Here is a 12919-nt window from a genome sequence, read left to right on the forward strand (position 1 = left end):
GAGGTGTTCGCGCCCATCGCGGCGGCGGCCGACCTGTCCGTTCCCGAAGAGCACCGGCGGCCGATCGCGATCGTGGGAGCAGGGGCGATCGTGGACGTGGCCCATCTGCCCGCCTACCGGCAGGCGGGGCTGGAGGTGACCGGGCTGTACGACCTCGACGCCGCGCGCGCCGCCGAGGTGGCCGCCCGGCACGGGGTGCCCAGGGCGTACGCGTCGCTGGAGGAACTGCTGGCCGACGAGCGGGTCGCGGTGGTGGACATCGCGGTCGCGCCGCGGGCGCAGCCCGCCATCGCGCGGGCGGCGCTGGCGGCGGGCAAGCACCTGCTGTGCCAGAAGCCGTTCGCGCCGGACGTCGCCACCGGCCAGGGCATCGTGGACCTGGCCGCGGCCACCGGGCTCAAGGTCGCGGTCAACCAGCAGCTCCGCTTCGACGAGGGCATCGCCGCCGCCCGCGCCATGGTACGGGCCGGCTGGATCGGCGAGCCGACGGCGATGACGTTCAACGTCAACATCCTCACCGACTGGAGCGCCTGGGACTGGCTGGTCACCACCGACCGGCTGGAGATCGTCTACCACTCCATCCACTACCTGGACGCGATCCGCTCGGTGCTCGGCGACCCGGAGACCGTCTTCTGCACCGGCAGCCGCACGCCCGGCCAGGTCGCCAAGGGCGAGACGCGCACGATGAGCACGCTGATCTACCCGGGCGACGTGCGCGCGCTGGTGCACGCCACGCACGAGAACCGCAGCGGCGACCAGGAGGCTGCCTTCCGCATCGACGGCACCGAGGGCGCGATCAAGGGCACGCTCGGCCTGCTGTACGACTATCCGCACGGCCGCCCCGACACCCTGGAGGTCAACAGCCGGGCCCTCCCGACGGACGGCTGGCTGCCCTACCCCGTGACGCGGCGCTGGCTGCCCGACGCGGTGGCCGGGCCGATGGGCTCGCTGCTGCGGGCGATCGCCGAGGGCGGCGAGCCCGCGACCTCCGGCGCCGACAACCTCGGCACGCTGCGCCTGCTCGACGCGCTGTACCGATCGATGGACAGCGGCCAGAGCGTGCGGCCAGGATCATCGGTATGAAGCGTTCCAGGGTGACGCTCGCGGACGTCGCCGCCATGGCCAGGGTCGACCGGGCGGTCGTCTCGCGCGTCGTGAACAAGGACCCCACGCTCAACATCCGGCAGGAGACCAGGGAACGGGTGCTGGCCGCCATCGACGAGCTGGGCTACCGGCCCAACGTGGCCGCGCGCAGCCTGCGTACGTCGCGGGCGCACATGTTCGGGCTGTTCATCCCCGACTTCGCCAACCCGGTCTATGCCGAGATCATCAAGGGCGCGGAGGCGGAGGCGGCCTCGCAGGGGTGCGTGCTGGTCACCGGCAGCGCGATCGGCGCCGGGCTCGGCGAGTACATGGACCGGATCGGGCAGGGCCGCATCGACGGGATGTTGCTGGCCGGGGCGGGCGACGAGTCGGGACTGACCGCGCAGCTCGACCAGTCCGCGATCCCGTGGCTGATGCTCAACAACCGCAGCAGGGGCGTCAAGCGCTACGTCATCCTCGACGACCAGCAGGCCGCCGCGATCGCGGTGGAGCATCTCGTACGCCTCGGCCACCGCCGCATCGCCCACCTGGCAGGCCCGTCGCGCGCCGACACCGCCGCGCGCAGGTCCGCGGGCTACTCGGCGGCGATGCGCGACGCGGGCCTGCCCGAGGGCCCGATCGTGGCGGCGGACTACACGCCGGCGGGCGGCGCGGCGGCCATGTCCAGGCTGCTGACCGGCCCCGAGCCGCCGACCGCGGTGTTCGTGGCGAACGTGGCCTCGGCCATCGGGGCGATGGAGGGGGTACGCGGGGCCGGTCTTGAGATCCCCCGGGACGTCTCCATCGTGGCCGTGCACGACCTGGAACTGGCCAGTTTCCTGCATCCGCCGCTGACCACGGTGCGGATGCCGCTGGCCGCGCTCGGCCGGCGGGGCGTGACCCTGCTGGCCAGCCTGAAGCCGGACGACACGGTGGCCGAGGTGCTGTCCGGGCCGATCGAGCTCATCCAGCGCCATTCCACGGCTCCCCCGGCGCGATAACGTCTGGCTTCGCGCCCTCTACTGATCGCACCTCCTTGGCAGGCATCGCGGGCTTTACGGGCTTTGCGGCTTTGCGGGCGAACCGGCCGGGCGCAGGCGGGCCCGGCCGGTTCGATGACGGCGGCGCAGCCTCCGCAGGCGATGATGTTAGCGTTAACATCACGATGCGAAAGCGGCCCGAACCTATGGACGCCGACACCCCCTGTCAAGAGCGCGAGGGCATCCGACCGGCATCACCGCAGTTCGCCCATGTAAGTTTCACAACCGGCCATGACAGGCTTGACGGCCGCGCGTAGCCGCGCCTACATTGCCTGCGACGCACCGGCGCAGCGTCCGACAGGCGAAACGATCCCCCGATCCGAGGAGGACTGTTGCGCCGCCTAGCCCGTCTCATCGTCGCCCCCATGGCCGCGCTCGCGCTCATGGGCGCCGCGCTCGCCTATCCCAACCCGGGCCTGGTCACCGGAGACGTCGTCGTGCACGACCCCACGATGATCCGCACCTCCTCCGGGTACGTGCTCTACTCCACCCACGGCTACCTGGAGGCCAGGACCTCCACCGACCGGATCAACTTCACCCGGGCCGGCTCGGCCTTCCGTTCGCCGCCGTCGTGGTGGCGTACCTACTCCTCGGGCAACGACCCGTGGGCGCCCGACATCTCCCAGCAGGGCGGGAGATACCTCATGTACTACGCGGTCTCCAGCTTCGGCTCCAACAACTCCGCGATCGGCCTGGCCACCAGCACCACCGGCCAGCCGGGCTCGTGGACCGACCAGGGCATCGTGCACTCGACCACGACGAGCTCCAACCACAACGCCATCGACCCGAACCTGCTGGTGGACGCCTCGGGCCGGTGGTGGCTGAGCTTCGGCTCGTACTGGACGGGCATCCGCATGGTCCGGCTCAACCCCTCGACCGGCAAGCGGCTCTCCTCCGACCAGACGCTCTACCACCTGGCCACCCGCCCCGACTCGCCCTACGCCGTCGAGGCGCCGGACATCATCCGGCACGGCAACTACTACTACCTGTTCGCCTCCTATGACCGGTGCTGCGCGGGCACGTCCAGCACGTACAAGGTGAAGGTGGGCCGCTCGACCAGCCCAACCGGGCCGTACGTGGACCGCTCGGGCAGGTCCATGCTGAGCGGCGGCGGCACGATGGTCCTGGAGACCCACGGCCGGGTCATCGGCCCGGGCGGGCAGAGCGTCCTGTCCGACGTTGACGGCGACCTGCTCGTCTACCACTACTACGACGGCAACGACAACGGCACGCCCAAGCTCGGCATCAACCTGATCGGCTGGGACTCGGCCGGCTGGCCGTACGTGTACTAGAGGATGTAGCTCTCGGAGGCGCGCCCGAGCACGATCTGCTCGGGCGACCACCGGCGTTTGGCCAGGCCCTGCTCGTGGGAGTAGGCGGCGAAGCGGTCGAGCACGTGCCTATTGCGCTCCAGGCCGTAGGCCCAGAAGTCGTCGCCGAGCACGTCCAGCGTCTCGCGTACGTGGTCGTGCAGCCAGGGCAGCATGACCTTCAGCGCGTTGCGGTGCAGCAGGTCGTCGCGGGCCAGGCGCAGCGACTCCTCGAACGCCTTGTACAACGAGCGCGCGATCCACGGGTGCCGCTCGTACAACTCCCGCCTGACCGCCACCACGTGCATGATCGGGAAGATCCTGGTGCGCCGGAAATAGTCCTGCTCAACTGCCTTGAAGTCGGGGAACAGGTGTCTGATGTGCGGCTCGCGGCCGAAGCAGGACGGCTGCGCGGCGCTGTAGAGGGCGTCCAGCTCGCCCGCCGCGAGCATCTCCGACAGGGTCGCGCCGCGCGGGATGGGCCGGACGCGCAGGTGTGCGGGCAGGTCGAGCGGGAGCTTCTCCTCCCGGCCCGCCTGTTCGAGCCCGCCCGTCCAGTACGTCACCGACTCCACCGGCAGCCCGTGGTGCTCTGCCAGGATCCCGCGCTGCCACACCGCGGCCGTCATCTGGTATTCCGGCACCCCGACCCGCTTGCCGGCCAGGTCCTGCGGCCGCTCGACGCCGCTGCGCGCGTTGACGTAGATCGACTGGTGGCGGAAGAAACGCGAGGGGAAGACCGGCAGGGCCACGAACGGCGGCTCGGGATCGCCGAGCGTGAGCACGTACGACGACAGGCTCATCTCGCTGACGTCGAACTCCCGATGGCGGAGCTGGCGGTAGAAGGTCTCCTCGACCGGCAGCGTCAGATGGTTGAGATCGATGCCCTCCGGCCTGACCCGCCCCTCGCGCAGCGCCCTGGTGCGGTCGTAGTCCCAGCAGGCGAACGACAGGGACAGCTCGGACATATGCCCACGCACCCCCTCCGGCTTGTTTAGGTCAACTATGACATACATTTCGGCGAAGATAAGGTGTGCTCATGTCTCTCCGTCACGCACTGCTGGCCCTGCTGGAGGCCGGGGCGATGACCGGGTACGAGCTGGCCAAGCAGTTCGACCAGTCCGTCGCCTACGTGTGGCACGCCCAGCACTCGCAGATCTACACCGAGCTGCGCCGACTGGAGGCCGAGGGCATGGTCGTCGCCGAGACGCTGGCCAGGGGCGACAAGGCGCTGGCCACCAAGCGGGCCTACACGCTGACCGCCGAGGGCCTGGCCGAGCTGCGGCGCTGGGTGCGGGAGGTGGAGGAGCCGCCCGCGGTGCGCGATCCGGCCTACGTCAAGGCGACCTACCTGGAGTACGGCTCGTTCCAGGAGGCGCGGGCGCAGTTGCGGGCGCACCGGGCGCACTACGAGGCGCTGCGCGACCGCTACGAACTGCACGCCGACGAATTGGCCCGGCGCGAGACCGCGCTGCTGCGGCGCCGCCTGGCCGGCTCTCCGGCCGCCTCGCACGACGCCATCGTGGCCTTCAAGGTGCACGCCTACCGGGGGCTGATCGCGCGGACCCAGACCGAGATCGAGTGGGCGAACCGCGGCCTTGAGCTGGTTGACCGGCTGGAGGACGGAGGGTCCGTCCCAAAATAAGTCACTATTGACACATATTCCGGGTCACACGTACGGTCAGCCCACGCGTCGCGATCGGCGCGCGAGGAGGGCCCGTCGATGTCCCTGCAGATCGTCTCCGTCATCGTGCTGCTCGCGGTGTTCGTGATCGGCACGACGCGGCCGGTCAACCTGGGGGCGCTCGCGCTGGTGGCGACGTTCGGCGTGGGGCTGCTGCTGGTCGGCGAGGACTTCGACACCGCCGTCTCCGGATTCCCGATCGACGTGTTCCTGCTGCTGTTCGGGGTGACCTACCTGTTCGGCATCGCCTCGGTGAACGGCACCGTGGAGTGGCTGGTCAACTCGGCGGCGCGGCTGGTGCGGCAGAACCGCGCGGCCATCCCGTGGGTGTTGTTCGCGCTGGCGGCCATCCCCACCACGGCCGGGGCGGCCGGTCCCGCCGGGGTGGCGCTGCTGGCGCCGATCGCGCTGCGGATGGCCGAGAAACACCGGATCAACGCGCGACTGGCCGGGCTGATGGTGATCCACGGCTCCAACTCCGGCAACTTCTCGCCCCTGAACGTGCTGGGCGTCATCGTCAACGGCACCGTCGAGCGGGGCGGCCTCGACGTGAACCCGGTGTGGCCGTGGGTGGGTAATTTCGCGTTCAGCCTGGTGCTGGGCGCGGCCACGTTCCTGCTGTTCGGCGGGCGCGCGCTGCTGAAGGAGACCCGCGCCGACGCCACCCCCGAACCCCTGACCTCCCGGCCGTCCCCTGATGACGGTACCGGGACGGGCGCCGCCGCCGATCACGCGGTATCCCCTCGTCATACCGCGTCCGGCGGCGGCGCGCCCGGCCAGGAGGCCCCCTCCCCCGTCGTGCTCGCCGCCACCCTGCTCGCCATCGTCGGGGTCGGCGTGGGCGCGCTCGGCTTCGACCTGGAGATCGGCGTGCTGGCGGTGACCGCGGCGGTCGTCCTGCACCTGCTCTTCCCGGCCGCCAGCAAGGGCGCGCTGAACAGGGTGAGCTGGAGCACTGTCCTGCTGATCTGCGGCGTCGTCACGTACGTGGCGCTGATGCAGCGCATGGGCACAGTCAAGATGATCGGCGACAGCGTGGCCGGCATCGAGGCGCCGCTGCTCGCCGCCCTGCTGTTGTGCCTGATCGCGGGCCTGACCTCGGCCTTCGCCTCCAGCATCGGGGTGCTCGGCGCGCTGATCCCGCTGGCCGTGCCGTTCCTGCTCAGCGGGGACGTCGGCGTCACCGGCGTGGTGATCGCGCTGGCCATCTCGGCGACCGCCGTGGACGCGACGCCGTTCTCCTCCATCGGCGCCCTCACCGTCGCCAGTGCCCCCGAGAGCGAGCGCGAGGGCCTGTACCGGGGGCTGCTCAAGTGGGGCTTCTCCATGATCCTGGTCGCGCCCCTGGCCACCTGGCTGATCTTCGTGGTGGTCTGATTGAACGGCGCCGAACTCGTCGTCGAGGTGCTCGCCGCGGAGGGCCTCTCCCAGGTGTACGGCATCCCGGGCACCACGATCATGGACCTGCTGGACGCGCTGGCCCGCCAGGACCGCGTCCGTTACCTGTCGGTCCGGCACGAGCAGGTGGCCGCCTCGATCGCGGACGGCTTCTCGCGGGCCGGTGGCGGCCCGGGGGTCTGCGTCGCCTCGCGTGGCCCCGGCGCGACGAACCTGGCCACCGCCGTCGGCAACGCCTTCGACGAGTCCGTACCGCTGCTGGCCCTCGTCGGCCAGGTGCCCGGCGACGTGGCCGGGCGGGACGCGTTCGAGGAGCTGGACGTGGTGTCGTTGTTCCGGCCGATCACCAGGTGGCAGGTGGAGATCGACCGCGCCGACCGCATCCCCGAGCTTCTGCAGCGCGCGGTACGCCGGGCGGTGTCCGGCCGTCCCGGGCCCGTGCTGGTGTCACTGCCCCTGGACGTGCTGCGCGAGGAGACCCGGGCCCGGCCGCAGCCCCGTTTCCGCCCCGGCCTGCCGCGTCCCGCCCACGCGGACACCCTGGCCGCCGCCCGCGTCCTCGCCCTGGCCGAGCGCCCCGCCGTGCTCGTCGGCGGCGGCGTACGCCCGGCCTCCGCAGCGGCCGGCGCGGACGCGGGCGGCTTTTCTGCTGAGATCGTCGGGCTCGTGGAGCGGCTCGGTGGTCCCGTCGTCACCACGTGGTCGCGCAAGCACCAGTTCCCCAACGACCACCCGAGCTTCCTGGGAGCACTCGGCGCGGGCGCCTTCCCCGCCACCGAGCGCGCGATCGGGGAGGCCGACGCGGTGCTCGCACTGGGCTGCCGCTTCTCGGAGTTCACCACCAAGCGCTGGACGCTGCTCTCGCCCGGCACCCGCCTCATCCACGTGGACATCGACCCGGCCGAACTGGGCAAGGTCCACCCGCCCGAGATCGGCCTGCACGCCGACGCGATCCTGGCCGCGGCCGACCTCCTCACCGCCCTCGACCAGCCGGCCGCCCTGCTCGCCGCCCTTGACCAGCCGGCCGCCCTGCTCGCCGCCCTCGACCAGCCGGCCGACCCCGCCGGGAGATCGTCGGCCCCCGCACCGGACACCCTTTTACCGGACACCCACGCATCGGATGCCCCCGCAGCGGACACCCACGCGCCCGGCCCGCGCGGGCGGCACGCCGCCTCCGGCTGGCTGGCCGGGCTGCGCGCCGCCTACACCGAGGAACGCAAGCTCCCCGAGACCGGCCCGCCGCCCGGGGGCACGGTCGCGACGGCGGACCTCGTCCGCGCGCTGGCCCATACCCTCGACCGCACCCCCGCCATCCTCGTCGTGGACGCCCCCAGCACCGGCGTCTGGATCCAGCGCCACCTCGACTTCACCCGCCCCGCGAGCTACTTCGCCTCCGCCGGGGGCGCGATGGCCTGGGGTTTCCCCGCCGCGCTCGGCATCCAGCTGGCCCGCCCCGCGGAACGGGTGATCTGCCTCAGCGGCGACGGCAGCTTCTGGATGGTGGCCCAGGACCTGGAGACGGCCGTGCGGGAGAACATCCCGGTGGTGACCGTGGTGGCCGACAACTACGCCTACGGCAACACGCGGGACCGCCAGCGCACCGCCCACAACTCACGATATTTCGGTGTCTTCTATGACAATCCGGACCTGGCGGAGTTCGCCCGGCTGCACGGCGCCCACGGTGAGCGCGTGACCTGCGGTGGCGAGCTCGTACCGGCCTTGGAGCGGGCCCTCGCCGCCGGAAAGCCGGCGATCGTGGACGTCGTGCAGGACCGGCACGAGGGCCTGCCTCCGGGGATCACGCCGCTGCCCGCGGGGAGGAGCCGATGAAGCCGCCGCACGACCGCCCGTGGAACCTGCTGATCGGCGGCGAGCTGGTGCCGGGTGCGCTGGGCCGCTGGTACGAGGTGGTGAACCCGAGCACGGAGGAGCCGCTCGCCCGGGTGCCGGACGGCGGGGCCGAGGACGTGGCGGCGGCCTACCGGGCGGCGGCCGGCGCGTACCCGGCCTGGCGGGCCACGCCGCCGCGCGAGCGGGCCACCTTCCTGCGCCGCCTGGCAGGGATACTCCGGGAGGAGAAGGAGGAGCTGGCCACGCTGGACGCGCTCGACCTGGGCAGTCCGTACCGGGAGATGTTGCTGGACGTGGAGCGGGCGGCGCAGTCGCTGGAGTTGTTCGCCGACTGCGCGCTGGAGCTGCGCGGCGAGGTGATCCCGGCCAGCGGCGAGCACCTGCACTACACGGTGCGCGAGCCGTACGGGGTGGTCGGGCGGATCCTGCCGTTCAACCATCCGATCATGTTCGCGGCCGGCAAGATCGCCGCCCCGCTGGTCGCCGGGAACACCGTCATACTCAAGCCCGCCCATCAGACGCCGCTGTCGGCACTGCGCATGGGCGAACTGTTCGCCGGGGTGCTGCCACCTGGCGTGCTGAACGTGGTATCGGGCGCTGGCCCGGATCCGGGCGCCGCCATCGCCGCGCATCCGGGGATCCGGCGGATCGCGTTCATCGGCGGGGAGCGCACGGGACGGGCCATCCAGGAGAGCGCCGCGCGGGTTGCCGTCAAGCACGTGACGCTGGAACTCGGCGGCAAGAACGCCATGGTCGTCTTCCCCGACGCCGACCTGCCGGCGGCGGCGCACAGCGCGGTCAAGGGCATGAACCTGACCGCCAGCACCGGCCAGTCCTGCGGCTCCACCTCCCGCCTGCTGCTGCACGAGGCCATCGCCGAGGAGATGACGCAACGCGTCCGCGACCTCATGAGCGCGCTGCGGGTCGGCCCTGCGCTCGCCCCCGGCACGGACGTGGGCCCGCTGGTCTCGGCCGAACACGCGGCCCGGGTGCTGACCCGCATCCAGGCCGCCCGCGACGAGGGCGCCGTCGTGACCCTCGGCGGCGGCCGCCCCGCCCACCTCGACCGCGGCTACTTCGTCGAACCGACCCTCCTCACCGGCGTCCGCCAGGACATGCGCACGGCCGGCGAAGAGATCTTCGGCCCCGTGCTGAGCATCCTGACCTTCACCGACGACCAGGAGGCGCTGCGCCTGGCCAACGCCGTCGACTACGGCCTGACCGCCGCCATCTGGACCCGCGACGTAACCCGCGCCCACCGCTTCGCCACCGCCTTCGAGGCCGGTTTCGTGTGGGTGAACGGCTCTTCGCAACACTTCCCCGGGGTGCCGTACGGCGGGGTGAAGGCTTCGGGCGTGGGGCGGGAGGAGAGCGTGGAGGAAATGCTCGGCTTCACCCAGACCAAGGCGGTGACGGTCTTCGGGGCCCAGGCAGATTTCGGCTTTTAACACAAGAAGCGCCATTTACGCAGGCACGCCGAAACTCGACTACCAAAAGAATTACCATTGATCTTGAACGGCAGTTAGGATCATGGTCCATGTTCTGTAGAAGAGTCGCCCTCGGCATCGCCGGGTTGCTCACAGCCGTTTTGTCCACCGGCACTGTGGCAATGCCAACCATGTCTGCTCATGCCGGTGGCAAGACGAAGAAAACCTACGGCTGTTACGCCAAATGGTGGGAAACCGCTTTTGCGGGTTACTGTGATCCCGCCACTCGCGACCAGGACGTTAGGCTGGAGGCCAACTGCAGCCTGGAGAACGATTACTCGGGGCGGTGGTTCAGCGTGTACAAAGGCTCGTATCACGAGCCCTTCGACTCCAGTGATTGCACCTTCCCGGTCAACGGCGCCTGGCTCGGCATCCGCGCGAAATGACCACGAGCCACTACATCGCGAAGAAGGCCAGGCAATGATCGCTGCCGTCCGAGACCTGCGGCAAGGTTACGGTCGCAATGAAGTCATCAGAGGGCTTTGCCTCGATATCCGACCTGGAATACTAGGTCTCCTGGGGCCAAACGGCGCAGGGAAGACCACATTGCTCCGCACGCTCGCGACCGCCGTCCCACCCCAAGCCGGCTCATTGGAGATCTGCGGAATCTCCGTGAACCGAGAGGATGATGCCCGCAAGGCCCGGCGGAACATCGGCTATCTCCCACAGGAATTCGGTTACTTCCCGTCGTTCACCGTGGAAGACTTCGTGCACTATTGCGCTTGGTTGCGCGGCATTCCCAAGACGTCAGCAGCGACCGAGGTCAGCCAGGCAATATCACGAGTGAATCTGACCGAGCGGCGCCGGGACAAACTCAAGTCCCTTTCCGGAGGCATGCTACGTCGCTGCGGGGTAGCCGCCGCGATCGCCGGCCGCCCAAGTCTGCTCCTGCTGGACGAGCCCACCGTGGGGTTGGACCCCGCCCAACGGCTTGATTTCCGCGATCTGCTCCGGACCCTGCGGGACGAGGGGCTCGCCGTGGTGATCAGCACGCACCTCGTGGAGGATGTCGCCGCCGTGTGCGACGAAGTGGTCGTGATGTCCGGCGGACGGCTGGTCTTCCGGGGTGAGCCCATGGAACTCACCGACGCCGCCGCGACCGACGCGGCGGGTGACACCCTGCTCGAACGGGGTTACATGAGCGTCCTCGCGCGGGGCCGGGCATGCACATGATGCGGGTCATCTGGCTGGAGACCCGGCGTTCACCACTGCGCTGGTGGCTGCCGTTGTTCGTCGTCCTGAACCTGGCCATACTCTTCGGCCGCAGCACCTCATGGATCGGGGTCTGGCCGCAGGCGAGCGCCGCGGCCCAGCTTGGGGGCTACGCGCTGACCGCCATGGCCGGGGCCGCCGGCAGTTGGTGCGCCGGCCGTGAACATCGTTCCGGCACCAACGGGATGTTGTCGGCCTCCTGGCGTTCACGCTGGCAGGCCGACTTCGCGCAATTCAGTTCCACCGTGCTTTATGTCGGGGTGCCCTATCTGATCGGTGCGGGTGCGGCGGCGATCGTCAGCGCCGGAGAAGCGGGACCTGGATTCCTGTGGCCCGGTTACCTGTTGCTCGGGGCCGGCACACTGTTGCTGAGCACCGCCGCCGGGCATTTGGCGGGCAAGTATCTGGTGGGCAAGTTCGCCCCGACCGTTGCCATCGCCGTTCTCATCCTCGTGTTCGGCATGTTCGGCTCACGCCGGTTGGAGCTGTTCGTGCTGTCGGGAATGCCGCAGGAAGAAGTGTTGGCCCCGGCCTTGACCGCTCGCATCATACTTGCCCTGGCGGTGGCGGCGGCGGCCGTGCTCCTGCCGGGCAGACTCTCCGGCGGTGCGAGCTGGAACCGCCTGCGCAGATTGTCCAAGGTAACGATCACCGTCGCCGCGGTGGCAGGCTGCATAGTCGTGGCGGGGGCGGCCGGGCCGCTTCGCGCCACCCGGCCCGCGCCCGCCGTTCCGCTGTGCAATGCACAGAAACCCCGGGTGTGCATGTGGCCGGACCACAGGAAGTATCTTCCCGAGATCGCGGCCATGGCCGGCAGGCTGACCAAGCTGCCGTCAGGGTTGTTCAAGGTGCCCGACACCTTCTACGAAAGAGGAGTCCAGCCCAATGCGGCCCCCTCTTCGGGCTTCCTCCTCATCAACGAGGTCTTCTCGGTGCCGGACGCGCTGGCCGGAGACGTCATGGAGAACACCTTTCGCGCCTGCGATTTCCCCGACGAGCGCGCTGATGACTATTACGAACAGAACTTCTCCATGAAGCAGTGGCTGGCCGTTCACGCTTATGGCGCCAAGTTCCCCAATTACATACAAGGAGGCCCGGAAGACATCGACATGGCGGAGATATACCGCGTGACCCGGCAGCCGGACGCTCAGCAGGCGGCTTGGGTGCGGGCGAGGGTAGCTGCCCTGAAAGCGATAGATCCCGGCTGTGCCTGACGCGCTTCGCCGCTACTGCATGGCACACCGGATCGGCTGGATGGTGATCGGGCTGCTCGCCTGTGCTCTGGGGATCGCTCTCAACGGCGGTGAGCAGGTGACGCTGCCCTCGACCGCCGCACAAGGCTGGACCCCTGTCGCGGCGGCGACTCTGGGGGCCATTCCCGCCGCACTGCTCGCCATCGGGAGCAGGCACTCCGCCATGAGCGTCCTGGAGGAGACGGCGACGGGAGTGCTCTTCAAGGCGGAATCCCTGCACACCGCCTGCTCGGTGGCGTTCGCCTGCCTCTGCGTCGCCGGCGGGGCGGTGGTGTCGAGTTCGGCCGCCACGGCCGCAGCCGCCGTGCGCGACGTCCTCTTCTTCTGCGGCCTGAGCCTGATCTCGGCAAGGATGTTCCGGCGGACGCTGCCATGGATCCTGCCTCTCGCGTACTTCGTGCTCCTGCAGTGGTGGGGTGCCGATGAGTACCTGCGCCCGCACTGGTGGGCCTGGCCGTTGCACCGGTTCGACGACCCGGGCTCCTGGGCCGCGTCCGTGGCGGTCTTCGGGCTCGGCTGGATGGTCTCCGTCATCCGGCCGTGGGGCCTGCGCCCCGCCGGACGACGCCACATACCGTAGTTTTCGGTCATCCAGATTCAG

At 70.1% G+C, this 12919-nt stretch carries 12 protein-coding genes; 11 read left to right on the forward strand and 1 reads right to left on the reverse strand.

Features of this window, described 5'->3' with window-relative positions; genetic code table 11:
• The first annotated feature begins 3 nt into the window (after positions 1-3).
• The 3 genes from AB0I81_RS50165 to AB0I81_RS50175 all read left to right on the forward strand — a co-directional run bounded on the left by AB0I81_RS50165 (position 4) and on the right by AB0I81_RS50175 (position 3415).
• Positions 4-1083 (forward strand): Gfo/Idh/MocA family oxidoreductase, encoded by a 1080-nt coding sequence (locus AB0I81_RS50165; protein ID WP_360674225.1) that lies wholly within the window; start codon positions 4-6, stop codon positions 1081-1083.
• The gene (locus AB0I81_RS50170; protein WP_360674138.1) at positions 1080-2084 is read left to right on the forward strand and encodes a LacI family DNA-binding transcriptional regulator; all 1005 of its coding nucleotides are present in this window, start codon (positions 1080-1082) and stop codon (positions 2082-2084) included. Before AB0I81_RS50165 ends, AB0I81_RS50170 begins: the two co-directional genes overlap by 4 nt.
• 371 nt (positions 2085-2455) lie before the next feature.
• Positions 2456-3415 carry an arabinan endo-1,5-alpha-L-arabinosidase gene (locus AB0I81_RS50175; protein WP_360674141.1) on the forward strand — a complete coding sequence of 320 codons (960 nt, stop codon included), beginning with the start codon at positions 2456-2458 and terminating at the stop codon, positions 3413-3415.
• On the opposite strand, the gene AB0I81_RS50180 is transcribed toward AB0I81_RS50175, so the two are convergent.
• Entirely contained in the window at positions 3412-4401 is a 990-nt protein-coding gene (locus AB0I81_RS50180; protein WP_360674144.1) for an ABC transporter substrate-binding protein, read from the reverse strand. The genes AB0I81_RS50175 and AB0I81_RS50180 overlap by 4 nt on opposite strands.
• A 71-nt stretch (positions 4402-4472) precedes the next feature.
• On the opposite strand from AB0I81_RS50180, the gene AB0I81_RS50185 reads away from it, so the two are divergent.
• The 8 genes from AB0I81_RS50185 to AB0I81_RS50220 all read left to right on the forward strand — a co-directional run bounded on the left by AB0I81_RS50185 (position 4473) and on the right by AB0I81_RS50220 (position 12898).
• The gene (locus AB0I81_RS50185; RefSeq protein WP_360674147.1) at positions 4473-5078 is read left to right on the forward strand and encodes a PadR family transcriptional regulator; all 606 of its coding nucleotides are present in this window, start codon (positions 4473-4475) and stop codon (positions 5076-5078) included.
• Positions 5079-5156: 78 nt separating this feature from the next.
• Positions 5157-6494 carry an SLC13 family permease gene (locus AB0I81_RS50190; RefSeq protein ID WP_360674149.1) on the forward strand — a complete coding sequence of 446 codons (1338 nt, stop codon included), beginning with the start codon at positions 5157-5159 and terminating at the stop codon, positions 6492-6494.
• Entirely contained in the window at positions 6495-8345 is a 1851-nt protein-coding gene (locus tag AB0I81_RS50195; RefSeq protein ID WP_360674152.1) for a thiamine pyrophosphate-binding protein, read from the forward strand.
• Positions 8342-9814 carry an aldehyde dehydrogenase family protein gene (locus tag AB0I81_RS50200; protein WP_360674155.1) on the forward strand — a complete coding sequence of 491 codons (1473 nt, stop codon included), beginning with the start codon at positions 8342-8344 and terminating at the stop codon, positions 9812-9814. The genes AB0I81_RS50195 and AB0I81_RS50200 overlap by 4 nt, the downstream gene beginning before the upstream one ends.
• Positions 9815-9903: 89 nt before the next feature.
• Positions 9904-10239: a hypothetical protein gene (locus AB0I81_RS50205; protein ID WP_360674157.1), complete on the forward strand. Its 336-nt coding sequence runs from the start codon at positions 9904-9906 to the stop codon at positions 10237-10239.
• Between the two features lie 34 nt (positions 10240-10273).
• Positions 10274-11026, forward strand: coding sequence for an ATP-binding cassette domain-containing protein (locus tag AB0I81_RS50210; RefSeq protein WP_360674159.1), 753 nt, complete (start codon positions 10274-10276; stop codon positions 11024-11026).
• Positions 11017-12279 (forward strand): hypothetical protein, encoded by a 1263-nt coding sequence (locus AB0I81_RS50215; RefSeq protein WP_360674162.1) that lies wholly within the window; start codon positions 11017-11019, stop codon positions 12277-12279. Before AB0I81_RS50210 ends, AB0I81_RS50215 begins: the two co-directional genes overlap by 10 nt.
• Positions 12272-12898, forward strand: a complete 627-nt coding sequence (locus tag AB0I81_RS50220) for a hypothetical protein (protein ID WP_360674164.1) — start codon at positions 12272-12274, stop codon at positions 12896-12898. Before AB0I81_RS50215 ends, AB0I81_RS50220 begins: the two co-directional genes overlap by 8 nt.
• Positions 12899-12919: the final 21 nt, after the last annotated feature.

Origin of the sequence: Nonomuraea sp. NPDC050404, from assembly GCF_040655495.1 — a bacterium.
GTDB lineage: Bacteria > Actinomycetota > Actinomycetes > Streptosporangiales > Streptosporangiaceae > Nonomuraea.